14 protein-coding genes are annotated in these 17,437 nt (G+C 65.2%); 4 read left to right on the top strand and 10 right to left on the bottom strand.

Translation table 11 applies throughout. The annotated features are described in order from the left end of the window. Positions 1-25: 25 nt before the first annotated feature. The 3 genes from P9A16_RS19495 to P9A16_RS19485 form a co-directional block, all read right to left on the bottom strand. The gene (locus P9A16_RS19495; RefSeq protein ID WP_024271037.1) at positions 26-1,102 is read right to left on the bottom strand and encodes an NAD(P)H-dependent flavin oxidoreductase; all 1,077 of its coding nucleotides are present in this window, start codon (positions 1,100-1,102) and stop codon (positions 26-28) included. A 62-nt stretch (positions 1,103-1,164) separates the two neighbouring features. Then, the gene (locus tag P9A16_RS19490; RefSeq protein WP_023517004.1) at positions 1,165-1,590 is read right to left on the bottom strand and encodes a hypothetical protein; all 426 of its coding nucleotides are present in this window, start codon (positions 1,588-1,590) and stop codon (positions 1,165-1,167) included. Positions 1,591-1,722: 132 nt separating this feature from the next. After that, positions 1,723-2,637, bottom strand: coding sequence for a LysR family transcriptional regulator (locus P9A16_RS19485; protein ID WP_023517005.1), 915 nt, complete (start codon positions 2,635-2,637; stop codon positions 1,723-1,725). 142 nt (positions 2,638-2,779) lie between these two features. Here P9A16_RS19485 and P9A16_RS19480 point away from each other — a divergent pair, with 142 nt between their 5' ends. The 3 genes from P9A16_RS19480 (at position 2,780) to P9A16_RS19470 (ending at position 8,342) form a co-directional block, all read left to right on the top strand. Further along, positions 2,780-3,577: an alpha/beta hydrolase fold domain-containing protein gene (locus P9A16_RS19480; RefSeq protein WP_023517006.1), complete on the top strand. Its 798-nt coding sequence runs from the start codon at positions 2,780-2,782 to the stop codon at positions 3,575-3,577. A 58-nt stretch (positions 3,578-3,635) separates the two neighbouring features. Then, positions 3,636-4,826, top strand: a complete 1,191-nt coding sequence (locus P9A16_RS19475) for an efflux RND transporter periplasmic adaptor subunit (RefSeq protein ID WP_023517007.1) — start codon at positions 3,636-3,638, stop codon at positions 4,824-4,826. 327 nt (positions 4,827-5,153) lie between these two features. After that, positions 5,154-8,342, top strand: coding sequence for an efflux RND transporter permease subunit (locus tag P9A16_RS19470; RefSeq protein WP_024271038.1), 3,189 nt, complete (start codon positions 5,154-5,156; stop codon positions 8,340-8,342). Positions 8,343-8,531: 189 nt separating this feature from the next. On the opposite strand, the gene P9A16_RS19465 is transcribed toward P9A16_RS19470, so the two are convergent. The 7 genes from P9A16_RS19465 to P9A16_RS19435 all read right to left on the bottom strand — a co-directional run bounded on the left by P9A16_RS19465 (position 8,532) and on the right by P9A16_RS19435 (position 15,985). Beyond that, positions 8,532-10,151 (bottom strand): dihydroxyacetone kinase subunit DhaK, encoded by a 1,620-nt coding sequence (locus P9A16_RS19465; protein ID WP_024271039.1) that lies wholly within the window; start codon positions 10,149-10,151, stop codon positions 8,532-8,534. 14 nt (positions 10,152-10,165) lie between these two features. Then, positions 10,166-11,161 (bottom strand): ABC transporter ATP-binding protein, encoded by a 996-nt coding sequence (locus tag P9A16_RS19460; protein WP_023517478.1) that lies wholly within the window; start codon positions 11,159-11,161, stop codon positions 10,166-10,168. Further along, a complete protein-coding gene (locus P9A16_RS19455) occupies positions 11,154-12,251 on the bottom strand; it encodes an ABC transporter ATP-binding protein (RefSeq protein ID WP_024271040.1) in 1,098 nt (365 codons plus the stop codon). The genes P9A16_RS19460 and P9A16_RS19455 overlap by 8 nt, the downstream gene beginning before the upstream one ends. 4 nt (positions 12,252-12,255) lie before the next feature. Beyond that, complete coding sequence (locus P9A16_RS19450; protein ID WP_023516417.1) at positions 12,256-12,444, bottom strand: hypothetical protein; 189 nt, start codon at positions 12,442-12,444, stop codon at positions 12,256-12,258. After that, positions 12,441-13,382: a carbohydrate ABC transporter permease gene (locus tag P9A16_RS19445; protein ID WP_023516418.1), complete on the bottom strand. Its 942-nt coding sequence runs from the start codon at positions 13,380-13,382 to the stop codon at positions 12,441-12,443. Before P9A16_RS19445 ends, P9A16_RS19450 begins: the two co-directional genes overlap by 4 nt. Continuing rightward, positions 13,379-14,326 (bottom strand): carbohydrate ABC transporter permease, encoded by a 948-nt coding sequence (locus P9A16_RS19440; RefSeq protein WP_023516419.1) that lies wholly within the window; start codon positions 14,324-14,326, stop codon positions 13,379-13,381. Before P9A16_RS19440 ends, P9A16_RS19445 begins: the two co-directional genes overlap by 4 nt. Before the next feature lie 324 nt (positions 14,327-14,650). Next, a complete protein-coding gene (locus P9A16_RS19435) occupies positions 14,651-15,985 on the bottom strand; it encodes an ABC transporter substrate-binding protein (RefSeq protein ID WP_037406593.1) in 1,335 nt (444 codons plus the stop codon). A gap of 296 nt (positions 15,986-16,281) precedes the next feature. Here P9A16_RS19435 and P9A16_RS19430 point away from each other — a divergent pair, with 296 nt between their 5' ends. Further along, positions 16,282-17,328 (top strand): LacI family DNA-binding transcriptional regulator, encoded by a 1,047-nt coding sequence (locus P9A16_RS19430; RefSeq protein WP_023517188.1) that lies wholly within the window; start codon positions 16,282-16,284, stop codon positions 17,326-17,328. The last annotated feature ends 109 nt before the right edge of the window (positions 17,329-17,437 follow it).

The following is a 17,437-nucleotide window of genomic DNA, read 5'->3' as shown; positions in this document are numbered from 1 at the left end:
GGCAAAGCTCACACCTTGGTCCACATCAACGCCGCCCCAAAACCTCCAGCGCCTCCGCAACGAGCTTTGTCGTCAGCTCCCCCGCCGGCAGGGCCCGCGCGAGCCGCGCGGCCTGGCCGGACCAGAGATTGGTGAAATCGTCCCGTCCCGCCGCCTCGGCCTTCGCGCGGATCGGGGCGAGCGCGCCGCCGGCCGTCGGGAAGGCGGGGGCGAGCTCCGACATCGGGCCGATCTCCCGCATCAGCCGGTTGAAGATGCCGCGTGCCGGCCGGCCGGTGAAAAGATTGGTGAGCGCCGTATTGTCGTCGCGCGCCGTCGCCATCGCCGCCTTGTGGAACGGGTTCATCCGCGCCTCCGGTGTGAAAAGATAGGCCGTGCCGACCTGCACGGCCGACGCGCCCAGCATCAGCGCCGCCGCCATCCCTCGCCCATCGGCGATGCCGCCCGCTGCGATGACGGGAACCTTCACCGCATCCACCACCTGCGGCACCAGCGCCATCGTGCCCACCTGCGCCGCCATGATATCGGTCAGGAAACTGCCGCGGTGGCCGCCGGCCTCGAAGCCCATGGCGATGACGGCATCCACGCCATGCGCCTCCAGCCAGACGGCCTCGGCGACCGTCGTCGCCGACGAGATGATTTTCGCGCCCGTCGCCCTGACCCTTGCGAGCAGCCCCGCCTCCGGCAGGCCGAAATGAAAGCTCACCACCTCCGGCCGCACCGTTTCCACCACGCGGCAATAGGCGTCGTCGAAGGGCGCACGCCCCGTCGCGGGGATCGGCATGGCGGGGTCGAGCCCCGCTTCGAGGTAATAGCCGGAGAGACCCTGTTTCCACGCCGCATCGGCCGCCGCGTTCTCCGCCGGCGGCGTATGGGCAAAAAAGTTCACATTGACCGGCCGATCCGTGGCGGTGCGGATATCGGTGAGCGCCGCCTGTACCTGCTCGACGCTGAGCAGCGCACTCGGCAGTGACCCCAGCCCGCCGGCCCTTGAAACGGCGATGGCCATCTCCGCTCCGGTCGAGCCGGCCATCGGCGCCTGGAGGATGGGCAGGTCGATGCCGAAGAGATCGAGAATGCGGCGGTCGGGCCAGCGGTCCATGGGCTGTTCCTTTCGGTGGGGAAGATGTGTTGGATCCGTTATACGCCCATCGCCACGAGCGTCTATGTCGCACTCGGAGAGACGGCCTTCCGCACGGCAACCTGGCTCTGGCCGGCAGCGGCCATGGCGGCAAGCAGCCGCAGCGCGTCGGCGGCGAGCGACGGCTGGCGGGTGAACCGGAAGCGCGTGCGGGCGGCAAGGCCGAGGGCGGTAGCGCCCTCCTCCGTCAGGACAAGCTCGACATGGTCGGAATGGCCGATGAGCGCGCGCACCGCGTGGCCGTCGCAGGCAAGGTCCTGGTCCGTGCGTTCAAGATAGAGCCGGTCTTCGAGGAGCGGCGGTTCCGCGCCGCTCCGGGTGCGCCCGCAGGCGATGTGCAAGATGTCGAGCGGATCGTCCGCTGAGGCAAAGCCGAGCGAGAGCACGAGGAGTTCGCCCTCCTCAAACAGGATCTCCTCGATCTCGAAATCGTGCGTGTCAAACGTCAAGGACCGGCATCCTCTCGTTCTTGAGGGTGGTCGCCGCGTTCCGTTTGCCGGGTGCGACCCGTATTCGCGCCGTCAAACCGGACATGCCTTCTCCCCCCTGTGCCGGTGTCATGACGAGACAGCCGTTTCGGCCTAGGCCGGTTTGCCGAGCTGTGCTTCGGCAAGCAGGCGCACCAGCCAGTCGACGAAGACGCGCACCTTGTTGGAGAGGTGTCGGTTCGGCGGATAGACGATGTAGAGCGGAATGGGTTCGGAGCGCCAGCCGGGCAGAACGGGCACCAGCGCCCCGCTCGCCAGCGCCTCCGTCGCCATGAAGCGCGGCAGCGGCACGATGCCGAGGCCGGAGAGCGCGGCGGCGAGATAGCTGCGGGCATCGTTGACCGACACGATATAGCGGCTGTTGACCTCGATTTTTTCCGCGCCTTTCTCGAATTCGAAGGGCATGGTGCGGCCCGTCTGTGCGAGGAAGTAGTTGACGCAATGATGCTCCCCGCCGAGATCCAGCGGATGCTCCGGCGCGCCGAAGATCTCCAGATAGGCAGGCGCGGCACAGGTAACCACGTCGATCTCCGCCACCCGCCTTGCGATCAGCGACTGGTCGCCCGGCGCCCCGCCGCGCAGGGCGCAGTCGACGTTCTCGGCGAGATAATCCACCGTCCGGTCGCCGACCCCGAGGTCGATATGGATATCGGGATATTTCTTATGGAAATTGCCGAGCTTCGGGATGATCAGGAGGTCGGCGAAGGCCCCCGCCATCTCGACGCGCAGCCGGCCACGGGGGCTTGCATGGGAGTGCGAAAGGCTGCCGTCGAGTTCGTCGATCTCCGCGACGATCTGGATTGCCCGCTCGTAATAAAGCGCGCCGTCCGTCGTCACCATCACCCGCCGCGTCGTGCGGTTGAGCAGCTTGGTCTGGAGATGGGTTTCCAGATTCTGGATGAGATTGCTCACCGTCGCCTTGGGCATGCCGAGCGCGGCGGAGGCCCGGGTGAAATTGCCGGTCTCGACCACACGGAGAAAGGCACGCATTGCGGAAAGCTGATCCATGGAACATTCCTGCGTCGGAAGCTATGATTGTTCGAAATTCTGGATAGTGAAGTCAGTTTTAGCACACTTATATCGCAGAGATCAGGTACGATATAAATCGTGAGGCCCCATTCTAATTCCAGTGCGGGGCGAGGGCGAGACGATGTCGGTAGAGATCAAGGACATGACGTTCGACAAGGTGGCCAGCGGCCCCGTGTCCGCGCGCGTCTATCAGGGAGCGGAGTTCGCCAAGGGCGCCCCCATCCTGCTCTACTTTCATGGCGGCGCTTTCCTCGAATCCGGTGTTGTCGAGTGCCCGCTTGCCGAAATGCTGGCTGCGACCGGTGCCATCGTCGCCGTGCCCGACTATAATGCGCCGGGTGGCGGGATCTTCCCCCAGCCGCTGGAAGTCGGCTTCTCGGTGTTTTCCTATCTTGCCAAGAAGTGTGCAGGCCTCGGCGACCGTAAGTCGCCGCTGCTCATCGGCGGCGAGGAAGCTGGCGGCAACATCGCCGCCGGCGTGGCGCTGAAGGCGCGCGACCACTTTGCCAACGAGCTCGACGGTCAGGTGCTCATCTCGCCGCTGCTCGATCCCTTCATGGGTACGACCTCCTTCCGCAGCGCCGATGAGATCGGGATGCGCGAGCGCTGGTCCAATGGCTGGAGCCATTATCTCAGCGGCGGCGTTTGCCACCCCTACGCCGCCCCGAGCCTCTGTTCGCGGCTCTCGGGCGTCGCCCCGGCCCTTGTCCTGTCGGCGGCGGACGACCCGCTCCTCGACGAGGCGCAGGGTTATGCCGACCGTCTGAGGGCGTCGGGCGTCAAGGTTCAGCAGCATGTTCTTCCCGCGGGAACAGGCTGGTCTTCGATTTACAGCGGGAAATCCGATGTCACCGGAGCATGGCGAAACTCCCTCGCCGAGCATTTCTCCGATTTCATCAAGGATATAAGCATTCACTAATTTGCATTGAGAACAAGCCGATAGAGCGTGGCCGGAAAGGCCGCAAGGAGAAGAGACAATGACGTCGAAGCGCAAACGCTGGGCCCTGACGGGCGCCGGCCTGGGACTGGCTGTGTCCGTTTCCGCCGCAGCCCTTTATTTCCAACTGCCGGGCAACGTCGCCCAGGCCGAAGCCACCGTGACGGCCGAAGTGCCGGCGGTGCCGGTCACGGTCGCCGTCGTCGAGAACCGCGATGTCGTCGCCTGGCAGGAGTTTTCCGGCCGCCTGGAGGCCATCGACCGCGTGCAGATCCGCTCGCGCGTCGCCGGCGCCATCGAGGCGGTGAATTTCCGCGAAGGCGCATTGGTGAAGGCGGGCGACCTGCTCTTCACCATCGACCAGGAGCCCTACAAGACAGCGGTGACGCAGGCCGAAGGCCAGTACGCCTCCGCCGAAGCGCGAGTGAAACTCGCCTCGATCGAACTGGAACGCGGTGAGCGGCTTGCCAAGAGCAACAGCGTCTCGCAGAGCGAGGTCGATCAGCGCCAGAACGCGCTGGCCGAGGCCCGCGCCGCGCTGAAGACGGCGCAAGCCGCCCTGCATGCCGCAAAGCTCCAGCTCGGCTATACCGAAGTGCGCGCACCGGTCGCCGGCCGTGTCGGCAAAGTGGAGATCACCATCGGCAACCTCGTCGCTGAAGGCTCCGCCTCGCCGGCCCTGACGACGCTCGTCTCGGTCGATCCGATCTATGCCGGCTTCAATGTCAGCGAGGAGACGGTCGCCAAGGCGCTCGCCGCCCTGCCGGCCTCCGATGGCGCGCTGCCGCCGATCGACCAGATCCCGGTGGAAGTCGGCACGCTTGTCGACGAGGGCACGCCGATCCACGGCAAGCTCCAGCTCATCGGCAACGAGGTGGATGCGGCAAGCGGCACGATCACCGTGCGCGCCGTCTTCGACAATCCCGGCGGCCGGCTGATCCCCGGCCAGTTCGTGCGCATCCGCATGGGCGAGCCCAGGGCCGAGAGCAAGATCCTCGTCAGCGAGAAGGCTGTCGGCACGGACCAGGACAAGAAGTTCGTCTTCGTCATCGACAAGGATAACAAGGTGACCTACCGGCCGGTCGTGCTCGGCGGCCTCTCGGGCAATGAGCGCATCGTCGAAAGCGGCCTTTCCGGCGGTGACCGCATCGTCGTCAACGGCCTGCAGCGCATCCGCCCGGGTGTCGTCGTCGATCCGCAGGTGCAGGAGAACGTCGCCTCGGTGAAGTAAGCGGGCGGGTCGAGGTTCGGCCCCTCACCCTAACCCTCTCCCCGCAAGCGGGGAGAGGGGACGTGCCCCACGAACGGGCACGATAGGGGAAACCGGCGCGGCGGATCCCCTTCGCCCCGTTTACGGGGAGAAGGTGGCCGGCAGGCTGGATGAGGGGCCAGACCGACTGCGACGATCTTCCCTACGGAAGGCGTGGCGACCGCCATGACCAAAGATCGGCAGGACGCTTACCCGCCCTGCCCCAATGCAAGCAACAATCCCATACCCGCCGGCGGCGCATCGCCCGCCGGATGGGCCTGTTCGTCCCTGGAGAGGGGTCCTTTCGCCATGAATATCTCCCGTTTCTTCATCGATCGCCCGGTCTTTGCCGGTGTGCTGTCGATCCTCATCGTGGTCGCCGGCCTGATCGGCATGCGCGCCCTGCCGATCTCCGAATATCCCGAGGTCGTTCCGCCCTCGATCGTCGTGCGCGCCACCTATCCTGGCGCAAACCCGGTCGTCATTTCCGAAACCGTCGCGACACCGCTCGAAGAGCAGATCAACGGCGTCGAGGACATGCTCTACATGAACAGCCAGGCGACCTCCGACGGCGTCCTGACACTGACGGTCACCTTCAAGCTCGGCACCGACCCGGACAAGGCCCAGCAGCTCGTGCAGAACCGCGTGTCGCAGGCCGAACCGCGCCTTCCCGCCGAAGTGCGGGCGCTCGGCGTCACCACGGTCAAAAGCTCGCCCGACTTCATCATGGTGGTGAACCTCGTCTCGAAGACCGACCGCTACGACATCACCTATCTGCGCAACTACGCCACGCTGAACATCAAGGACCGCCTCGCCCGTATCGAAGGCGTGGGCCAGGTCCAGGTGTTCGGCGCGGGCGACTATGCGATGCGCGTCTGGATCGACCCGCAGAAGGCGGCTGAACATGCGCTCGCCGCCAGCGATATTTCCAACGCCATCCGCGAGCAGAACGTCCAGGCGGCCGCCGGCATCATCGGTGCCTCGCCGACGTCCAGCGACGTCAACCTCCAGCTCAACGTCAACGCGCAAGGCCGCCTTCGCACGCCGGAAGAGTTCGGCAACATCATCGTGAAGACCGGCACGGAAGGCGAGATCACCCGCCTTCGCGACGTCGCGCGCATCGAGATGGGCGCGGCCGACTATTCGCTGCGCTCGCTGCTCGACGGCGAGCCGGCCGTCGCCGTCGCCGTGCTCCAGGCGCCAGGCTCGAACGCCATCGAGATCGCCGACAACGTGCGCGCCACGATGGACCAGCTCCAGCTCGCCATGCCCGAAGGCGTGAAATACGAGATCGTCTACGACACGACGGAATTCGTGCGCGCCTCGATCGAAAAGGTCGTCGATACGCTGCTCGAAGCGATCGCCCTGGTCGTGCTCGTCGTCATCGTCTTCCTCCAGACCTGGCGCGCCTCGATCATCCCGCTGCTCGCCGTCCCGGTCTCGATCATCGGCACCTTCGCCGTCATGTATGCCTTCGGCTTCTCGGTGAACGCGCTGACGCTCTTCGGTCTCGTTCTCGCCATCGGCATCGTGGTGGACGACGCGATCGTCGTCGTCGAAAACGTCGAGCGCAACATCGAGAACGGCCTCACCCCGCGCGAAGCCACCTACCGGGCGATGCGCGAAGTCTCCGGCCCGATCATCGCCATCGCGCTGGTGCTCGTCGCTGTCTTCGTGCCGCTCGCCTTCATCAGCGGTCTTTCCGGCCAGTTCTACCGCCAGTTCGCGCTGACCATCGCCATCTCGACGGTCATCTCCGCCATCAACTCGCTGACGCTTTCCCCGGCATTGGCGGCTCTTCTCCTGAAGGACCACCATGCGCCGAAGGATTGGCTGACGCGGATCATGGACGGCCTGTTCGGCTGGTTCTTCCGCGGCTTCAACCGCGCCTTCAACGCCGCCGGCAAGGGGTACGGCCGCAGCGTCGGCGGGCTGGTCTCGCGCAAGTCGCTGGTCATGGCGGTCTATCTCGCCCTCGTCGGCGCGACCTATGCGGTGTTCAACGCCGTGCCCGGCGGCTTCGTGCCGGCACAGGACAAGCAGTATCTCATCGGCTTCGCACAGCTTCCTGACGGCGCCACCCTCGACCGCACGGAAGAGGTCATCAAGAAGATGAGCGAGATCGCCTTGGAACAGCCGGGCGTCGAGCATGCCATCGCCTTCCCGGGCCTCTCCATCAACGGCTTCACCATCGGCTCGAACTCCGGCATCGTCTTCGCCTCGCTCGCCCCCTTCGAGGAGCGCACGACGCCGGAGCTTTCCGGCGGTGCCATCGCCATGCAGCTCAACCAGAAGTTCTCCGGCATCCAGGACGCCTTCATCGCCATGTTCCCGCCGCCGCCGGTCAACGGCCTCGGCACGACGGGCGGTTTCAAGCTGCAGATCGAAGACCGCGCCGGCCTCGGCTACGGGCCGCTCAACGAGGCGACGCAGGCGTTCCTCGCCAAAGCCTACCAGACGCCGGAGCTGGCGGGCCTGTTCTCCAGCTTCCAGATCAACGTGCCGCAGCTCTATGCCGACCTCGACCGTTCCAAGGCCCAGCAGCTCGGCGTGCGCGTGACCGACGTGTTCGAGACGTTGCAGATCTATCTCGGCTCGCTCTACGTCAACGACTTCAACGCCTTCGGCCGCACCTATTCGGTGCGCGTGCAGGCCGACTCCGCCTTCCGCGCCAAGCCGGAAGACATCGGCCAGTTGAAAGTGCGCTCGCAGACCGGCGAGATGATCCCGCTCGCCGCGCTCCTGAAGGTGGATGCGACGACCGGGCCGGAGCGCACCACGCGCTACAACGGCTTCCTTGCCGCCGACATCAACGGCGGCCCGGCCCCGGGCTTCTCCTCTGGCCAGGCACAGGCCGCGGTGGAAAGGATCGCGGCGGAGACGCTGCCATCAGGCATCGACTTCGAGTGGACGGACCTCACCTACCAGCAGATCCTGGCCGGCAATTCGAGCATCGTCGTCTTCCCGTTGGCGCTGCTGCTGGTCTACCTGGTGCTCGCCGCGCAATATGAAAGCCTGACGCTGCCGATCGCCATCATCATGATCGTGCCGATGGGCGTGCTCGCGGCACTTGCCGGGGTCTGGTACACGGGCGGCGACAACAACGTCTTCACCCAGATCGGCCTCGTGGTTCTGGTGGGCCTGTCGGCGAAGAACGCCATCCTGATCGTCGAGTTCGCACGCGAACTGGAATTCGAGGGCAGGACACCCGTCCAGGCCGCGATCGAAGCCAGCCGCCTGCGTCTTCGCCCGATCCTGATGACCTCCATGGCCTTCATCATGGGCGTCGTGCCGCTGGTGCTCTCGACCGGCGCGGGTGCCGAAATGCGCGCCGCCATGGGCCTTGCCGTCTTCTCCGGCATGATCGGCGTCACCTTCTTCGGCATCTTCATGACGCCGGTCTTCTACGTGCTGCTGCGGCGCCTCGCGGGCAACCGCCCGCTGGTGCAGCACGGCAAGTCGACGATGGAAGGGGAAGGCGAGGCGCACGCGGCGTAACCAGCGCAGCCTTATCTCAACAGACAAAGGCCGGGGCAGCAAATCGCTGCCCCGGCCTTGCTTTTTGGACGGCCCTCACCCCACCCTCTTCCGTCATCCTCGGGTTTAACCCAAGGATCCACGCGGCACCCGCGGCTTGGATGGTCGGGTCAGGCCCGACCATGACGGAGGAGAGGTTTCGCCACTACGTCAAGCCGCCAGATGCTCGAACAGCCGGGCAACCGCCTCCGCACCCGGATCGACATGGCCCTCCAACTGCTTCGCATTGATGTAGGCCGCCCGCCCGGCCTTCGCCCGCGTCAGCGTCGCGGTGAAGTTCGCGCCCTGCCTTGCCGCACCCGCAGCGGCGGCAACACTCTCGCCGAGCGCTTCGAGCGCCGGGGAGAGCGCATCGACCATGGTGCGGTCGCCGATATGCGCGCCGCCGATCTCCTGCATGCGGGCAAGGCCCGCGCGCAACGCCTCGCGCATCGGCAGGCCGCTGGAGGCGCCGTCGCCGGCGGCGGCGAAGAAGATGGCGAGCAGCACGCCGGAGGAGCCGCCCATCGTCTGGCTCAGCTCCTGGCCGATGGCACGCAGGAGCTGCGTGTGGTCGGAGAGCGGCAGACGGTCGATGGCGCTGATCAGCGCGCGGGCAGCGCCCGCCAGCGTCGAGCCGGTGTCGCCGTCGCCGGATTTGGCGTCGAGGGCGTTGAGGTCCTGTTCGGCGGCGATGAGGACATTGCAGCAATCGATGACGAAGGCGCGGGTCGCTTCGTGGTGCGAGGCCATCGGCGTGATCGGCGTCAGGCCGTCCGGCAGGGCGGCGATGGCGATCGGCCGGATTTCCGAAACGCCGGGCCAGGCGGCGATCGGCACGGGGGTTTTCAGGAGTTCCAGCTCGGCCGCGTTGGCGGGGAAGACGGAGATCGAAAAGCCCTGCATGTCGAGCGAGGTCATCAGCGGCGCGGGGCCGATGGTGTGGGTAATTTTTCCGCCGATCGTGGAGCCGAGGAGGTCATGGGCGAGCACCGACATTTCCACCACCGAGGCGCCGCCGAGATTGTTGATCAGCGCGACATGCGGCCCCTCGCCCATCACGGCGGCGAGCCGCTCGACCATTGTGGCGACGGCGGCGCGGGCGCCGGTGAAATCGATCTGCTCGACGCCCGCCTCACCATGGATGCCGAGGCCGAGTTCGGCCTTGCCGTCGGGAATGCGGTCCTCCTTCGGCGAACCGGGCACGCGGCAGGTATCGAGCGACATGCCGATGGAGCGCGTGCCGGTGATGACGTGCCTGGCGGCTTTCGTGACCGTGTCGAGGTCGGCGCCCTGTTCGGCGAGCGCGCCGGCGATCTTGTGCACGAAGAGCGTGCCGGCGACGCCGCGGGCCTGCGGCAGGTCGGGCAGCGCGATGTCGTCGCCGACGATGACCATCGAGACGTTGAGGCCGAAGGCGCGGGCGCGCTCGGCGGCAAGGCCGAAATTGAGGCGGTCGCCGGTGTAGTTCTTGACGATGAGGAGACATCCGGCGGGGCCGGTGACCGCCAGAATGCCGGCGAGCACGGCGTCGACGCTCGGCGAGGCAAAGACGTCGCCGCAGACGGCGGCAGTCAGCATGCCCTTGCCGACGAAGCCGACATGGGCAGGCTCGTGGCCCGAGCCGCCGCCGGAGACGATCGCCACCTTCGACTTGTCCCAGTCGCTGCGCAGGACGACGCGGATATGCGGATAGCCGTCGAGCCGGGTCAGCGCCCCGCCGGAAAGGGCCAGCACCCCGTCGATCGCCTCGGTGACGACATCTTCGCGCCGGTTGATGAATTGCGCCATGGTTGTTGTTCTCCCTAAGCTAAACGCATGCCGGCAGCATCGAAATAGAGCGGCCGCGACGGTTGGATTTTTATGGTCTCGCCGCCCCGAAGCGGCGTGTGGGCATCGGTGACGGTGATGAGGTCGTGCCGCTTGAAGGTAAGGTGCAGGCGGGTCTGGTCGCCGAGATGCTCGACGCGCTTGACCAGCGCCTCCTCGCCCTCCCCTTGCGATATATGCTCCGGACGAAGGCCGATGTTCTTCGCCCCCGCCGGCGCGCCGGCGAAAAGATCGGCCGGCAGCACGTTGATGCGCGGCTGGCCGAGGCGGGTCGCGGCATAGACGCTGACCGGCTGCTCATAAACCTCGCGCGGCGAGCCGAACTGCACCAGCCTGCCCTCGTTGAGCACGCCGACATGGGTCGCCATGGTCATCGCCTCGATCTGGTCGTGGGTGACGTAGAGCAGCGTCGCGCCTGACTTCGCCTGGATGCGCTTCAACTCGATGCGCAGGTCCGCCCTAAGTTTCGCGTCGAGCGAACTCAGCGGCTCGTCCATCAGGAAGATTTCCGGATTGCGCACCAGCGCGCGGCCGATGGAGACGCGCTGCATCTCGCCGCCCGAAAGCGCCGTCGCCTTGTTCTCCAGCTTGTGGGCGATCTGCAGGACCTCGGCGACCTCCCGGACCTTCCGGTCGATCGCCGCACGCGGCGTCTTCAGGAGCGGGGATTTCAGCGGGAACTCCAGGTTCTGGCGGACGGTGAGGTGCGGATAGAGCGAATATTGCTGAAACACCATGGCGACATTGCGCTCGGCCGGCGACAGGCCCTTCATCGGCCGGCCGTCGATGAAGACCTCGCCGCTGTCGGGCGCATCGAGGCCGGAGACCATGCGCAGCGTGGTCGTCTTGCCCGCGCCCGTCGGCCCGAGCAGCACGACGAAGGATCCGTCCGGCACCGTCAGGGAGACATTGTCGAGCGCGACGGTGCCGCCGAAGCGTTTCGTGACGTTTTCAAGCACGATCTCAGCCATGGGCCAGCACTCCTTCATTGCCCTCTGACAGGAGGGCCTTGCCGCTTTCCGCATCGAACAGCGAGAGGGTTCGCGCGTCGAAATCGAGGCCGACCAGCTCGTCCTCGCGCACCCTATGGCCGGAGGAAATGCGCGCCTTCAGCTCGCCGTGCCCCGTCGAGAGCGTGACGATCTGCGTCGTGCCGAGATATTCGACGGCGCTGACCTGGCCGCGATAGGCCGCGTCGTCGCGCAATCTCACATGTTCCGGGCGCACGCCGAGCGTCAGGCGGCCGGCGCGGCCCTCCCGCGCGGCAGGCACGGTCATCCTGACGCCGCCAAGATCGACGCTGGTGCCACCGATGCCGATCATGCCTTCGAACTCCAAAAAATTCATCGAGGGCGAACCGATGAACTGGGCGACGAATTTCGTCGCCGGCCAGTCGTAGATCTGCTGCGGCTTGCCGAATTGCTCGACGACGCCGTGGTTCATCACGACGATCTTGTCGCCCATCTGCATGGCTTCGAGCTGGTCGTGCGTGACATAGACTGTTGTCGCGCCCATGCGGTCGTGCAGCGCGCGCAGTTCCTCCGCCATGTGCTCGCGGAACTCCGCATCGAGCGCGCCGAGCGGCTCGTCCATGAAGAAGGCTTTCGGCCGGCGCACGATGGCCCTGCCGAGCGCCACGCGCTGGCGGTCGCCGCCGGAGAGGCCGCCGACGGGTTTTTCGAGGATATGCTCGATCTTGAGGATGCGGGCGACTTCGGCGACGCGCGTCTTCACCTCCTCGCGCTTCATGCCCTGGCTGACCAGCGGATAGGAGATGTTCTTGCGCACGTTCATATGCGGGTAGAGCGCGAACATCTGGAAGACGAAGGCTATGTCGCGCTGGCTGGCCGGCTTCATGCCGACTTCCTCGCCGTCGATGAAGATCTCGCCCGAGGTTGGCAGTTCGAGGCCGGCCATCATGCGCAGCGTCGTGGTCTTGCCGCAGCCGGAAGGGCCGAGCAGCATGAAGAATTCGCCGTCCTCGATGGTGAAGGAGGAGGAGCGCACGGCGGTGAAGGCGCCGAATTCCTTGCGGACGTTCTGGATCCTGATTTGCGCCATCGGCCTACTCCGGAAAATGGCTGACGATGATGAACATCACCGTGCCCAGGAGCGTGACGACGAAGGACCAGGAGTAAAGCGTGAGCGCGAAGGGCTGCATGAGCATGACGACGCCCGCCGCAATCAGCACCGAGGCCAGCATTTCCCAGGCGCTGCGCCGGAAATGCATTAGGCCATTGAAAAATCGTGTCATTTGCGGACTGCTCCGAAGGTGATGCCGCGCAGGAGATGTTTGCGCAGAAGGATGGTGAACACCATGACCGGCACGAGGAAGAGTGTGGCGCCGGCGGCGACGGCGGGCCAATCCTGGCCGCTGACGCCGATGATGGTGGGAATGAAGGGCGGGGCCGTCTGGGCGTTGCCAGATGTCAACAAAACGGCGAAGGCATATTCGTTCCAGGCGAAGATCAGGCAGAAGATCGCGGTCGAAGCGATGCCCGTCGCGGCCTGCGGCAGCACGACCTTGTAGAAGGCCTGGAAGCGGGTGTAGCCGTCGATCAGCGCCGCCTCCTCGTATTCGACGGGGATCTCGTCGATGAAACCCTTCAAGAGCCAGACGGAGAGCGACAGGTTGACCGCCGTATAGAGCAGGATCATGCCGGCATGGGTGTCGCTGAGGCCGAGCGAGCGGAACATCAGGAAGATCGGGATGGCGACGGCGATGGGCGGCATCATGCGGGTGGAGAGGATGAAGAACAGGAGATCGTCCTTCAGCGGCACCTTGAAGCGCGAGAAGGCATAGGCCGCGGCCGTGCCGAGCACGATGCACAGCACCGTCGAGCCGAAGCCGATGATGACGGAATTGGTGAACCGTTCGGCAAAACGCGAGGGGCCGGAAATGACGAGCCCGTCCTTGCGCACCAGCTTGTCGTACCAGGTGGTGGGCTCGCCGAGCGCCTGCAACTGTTCGGGCGACAGGCGGGTGCGGGTGGTGAAGACGTTGACATAGCCTTCCACCGTCGGCGTGAAGAAGGTCTTCGGCGGATAGGCGATGGCGTCGGACGGGGTCTTGAAGCTGGTGCCGATGATCCAGACGAGCGGCAGGATGGTGATCAGCGCGTAGCCGACGACCAGGATGCCCGCGACCCATTTCTGCCGCAGCGACGGCTCGGTGACGGAATAGCTGCTCATCGTTGTTTCACCTTGTTGAGCGCTTTGACATAGATCGAGGCGAGGCCGAAAACCGTGACGAAGAGGATGACGGCATAGGCCGAGGCATAGCCGGTGCGCCACTTCTCGAAGGCCTCGCGCTTGAGGTTGATCGAGGTGAGTTCGGTGATCGAGCCGGGGCCGCCGCCTGTCAGTTGCACGACGAGGTCGAACATCTTGAAGTTCTCGATGCCGCGGAACAAGACGGCGAGCATCAGGAAGGGCAGGACGAGCGGGATGGTGATCGTCCAGAACTGCCGCCACTTGCTGGCGCGGTCGCATTCGGCCGCTTCATAGATGCTGGGCGGAATGGAGCGCAGGCCGGCAAGGCAGATCAACATGACGAAGGGTGTCCACATCCAGGTATCGACGATGATGATCGCCCAGGGCGCGAGCTTGACGTCGCCGATCATCGAGAAGCTGGAGGGATCCGCGCCGGTGAGGAAGCCGACCGCATAATTGAAGAGGCCGATCTGCGGCTGGTACAAAAAGGTCCAGAAATTGCCGACCACGGCCGGGCTCAGCATCATCGGCAGCACGATGATCGTCGTCCAGAGGTCGTTGCCGCGGAACTTCTTGTTGATGAGATAGGCGAGCGCAAAACCGATCAGCACCTGCAGCACGATGGTCCAGATCAGGAAATGCGCCGTCGCCTGCATGGTCAGCCAGATGTCGCGATCCGACAGGATGTTCAGGTAGTTCTTCAGGCCGACGAACTCGACCTCGGCATTCGGCCGGTTGACGCGGAAATTGGTGAAACTCAGCCGGATCGTCCAGATGAGCGGAAAGATGTTGACCGCCAGCAGCAGCACGATCGACGGGGCGACGAAGAGCCAGGCGAGCGCGCGGTCGGACAGGCCGTGCATGCGTCTGGCGATGGAATGCGGCGTCGCCTCGGCGACCCGGTCCACGGAGGATTTCAGCATGGGTATTCCCCTAATATTTTTCGACTGAGCGGCGACAGAGCCGGGGGAACATCCCCGGCTCCGGCCGCGCCGTGGCCCGCTGGGAGGCGCGGGTACAGGGCGGAGTATGAAGGCGATCGGCGGTGACGCAATACGGTGCCGCTCTCCCTTCTCCCCCGCGGGGAGAAGGTGGCCCGAAGGGTCGGATGAGGGGGGCGCCGACGGATCACTCCGATTTTTGACGCCGTCGATCTCCCCTCATCCGCCTGCCGGCACCTTCCCCCCGCCGGGGAGAAGGGGATGGGGCAGCGTTTCCATCCCTAGGCGAGCGACCACCCGATGGCGTCAGTACTTGCCTTCGTCGTCAAACACCTGCGTCCAGTCCTTGACCAGACCATCGAGCGCATCCTTGGACGAACCCTGGCCGGCGACGACATAGTCGTGGAAGCGTTTCTGCGCCGCCTGGAGCAGCGAGGCATAGGCCGGCTCCGCCCAGAAATCCTGCACGATCGCCATGGAATCGAGGAAGGTCTGCGCATAGGGCTGGCTGGTGGCGAACTTCGGATCCTCGACGACCTTCAGGAGCGCCGAATAGCCGCCCATCTCCCACCATTTCTGCTGGATGTCGGGCTGCGCGAACCACTTGATATAGGCGAGCGCATCCTCCTGCTTTTCCGAGGAGGAGACGACCGAGATGCCCTGGCCGCCGAGCTGGGCATAGGCGACACCGTCAGGCCCGGCCGGGTTCGGGAAATAACCCGACTTTTCGCCGCCGACATTGGCGTCGGCATGGATGCCCGGCCAGGTGAAGGCGAAGTTCATGTGCAGTGCGACCTGGCCGGATTTGTAGGCGTCGATGTCCTCCGACATATAGGCGTCGGAATGGCCGGGCGGCGTGCAGCAATCGTAGAGTTCCTTGTAGAACTCCAGCCCCTTCACCGCCTCGGCGGAGTTGACGTAGCCCTCCAGCTCATAGGGCTTTTCCGGGTTTTCGTATTTGAAGCCGAAGCTATAGAGCACATCCATGACGCCCATGGTGATGCCCTCGGAGCCGCGCTCCGTATAGATCGCCGCGCCATAGACGGTCTTGCCGTCGATCTCGCGCTTCTGGAAGAACTGCGCGATGTCCTTCAATTCGCCGAACGTTTTCGGCACCGCGAGCTCGCGGCCGTACTTCTCCTTGAATTCGGCCTGCAATTCCGGACGGGCGAACCAGTCCTTGCGGTAGCTCCAGCCGACGACATCGCCGAAGGCCGGCAGCGCCCAGTAGTTCGGCGAGTTTTTCGGCCATTCGGCATAACCGACGACGGTCGCCGGGATGAAGTCGCTCATCTTGATCCCTTCCTTGTCGAAGAAATCGTTGAGCTTGACATATTGGCCGTTCTCCGCGGCGCCGCCGATCCACTGGCTGTCGCCGATCATCAGGTCGCAAAGCTTGCCGCCGGAATTCAGCTCGTTGAGCATGCGGTCGGCAAAATTCGGCCACGGCACGAACTCGAATTTCATGGTGACGCCGCTCTTGGCCTCGAAATCCTTGCTGAGCTCGACGAGCGCGTTCGCCGGATCCCAGGCGGCCCAGCACAGCGTCAAGTCCTTGGCGCTCGCCTGACCGGTCGTTGCGACGCCGGCGGCCAGAAGCGCACCGAAAGCGGCCAATGTTTTTACGTTGCGAAATTTCATGGCGGGACCCTCCTCCCTCGCCTCCCGAGCCATCGGAAGGCTGAAAACGCCCGTTGCGGGCACATGACGCGGAATGACTTCCCGGCGGGCCTGTCTCCTCCGCGCCGCCTCTGCGGCACGCATTTTCCTCCTGCAAGCCGCGTCAGGAGTCATATTGAGGTGCGCACCTCAATGCAAGCGATTTTTGAGGTGCGCACTTCAATTCTTGCTTTTCGCTTGGCTTTGTTAGAGAAATCGCATCAGGGATTACGCCGTCGTGCCCGGCATCGCGCCGGCATCATGAAAGAGAGCGGAGAATGCGGCCAACCGCAAAAGACCTGGCAGAAGCCGCAGGCGTCAGCCTCGCGACCGTCGACCGCGTCCTCAACGAGCGCCCGAATGTCAGCCCGAAGGCGGCAAAGCGGGTGGCCGAGGCGATCGAGCGCATCGGCTTCGTGCGCAATCCCGCGGCGGTCGCGCTGGCGCGCAACAAGACCTATCGCTTCCGCTTCGTGCTGCCGACCTCCGGCGACCAGTACCTGACGGAACTCATCGCCCGCGTCGGCGAGGCCAAGGAGGCGCTGCGCGCCGATTCGATCGAGGTCGAGGCCGTGCGGATCCCGATGAGCGACCCGCACCATGTCGCCAAATATCTGACGGTCATCGACCACGACGCGGTGGACGGCGTTGCCGTCATGGCGCCGGAATCGCCCCAGGTGCGCGACGCGCTGGTGCGACTCGTCGAGCGCGACGTCAAGGTCGTGCAGTTCCTCTCCGGTCAGGAGCGGCTGGAAAGCGCCGACTATGTCGGCATCGACAATTTTGCCGCCGGCGCGACGGCGGGCAAGATCGCCGGCCGTTTCATCGGCGCGCGGCCGGGAAAGATCATGGTCGTCGCCGAAACCATGATGGCGCTCGACAGCATCCAGCGCCGCCTCGGCTTCGACAGCATCATCAACGCGCAGTTTCCGCACCTGCAAAGCCTGCCGTCGCTGGAAACCTATGCCGACGAAAAACGCGCGGACCTCATCATCCAGCGCACCTTGCAGCACAATCCCGATACCATCGCCGTCTATGTGCTGAGTTCGGAAGCGCGGGTGCCGCTGACCGCCGTCTGGAACGCGCAAGGCGCCCGCCCCCTCACCGTCGTCGCGCACGAACACACGCCGTTCAGCGAACAGGCGCTGCTCGACGAGCGCATCGACGCCGTGATCGCCCAGGACCCCGGCCATGCCGTGCGCAGCGCACTGCGCATCATGCGCGCCCGCGCCGACCACCGCGAATTGCTGGCCTCGCAGGAGCGCATCCGCATCGAGGTCCTGCTGAAGGAGAATCTTCAGTTGCAGACGGCGGCGGGGTTCTGACGGGGCACATGGGGCAGGACGATGCCGCCTTCCCTTCTCCCCCGCGGGGAGAAGGTGGCCCGAAGGGTCGGATGAGGGGGTGGCGCCGACGGATCAAAACAGTCTTTTG

This window comes from Shinella sp. 838, from assembly GCF_029623935.1.
GTDB lineage: Bacteria > Pseudomonadota > Alphaproteobacteria > Rhizobiales > Rhizobiaceae > Shinella.
This window is presented reverse-complemented; position numbering and strand designations above follow the sequence as displayed.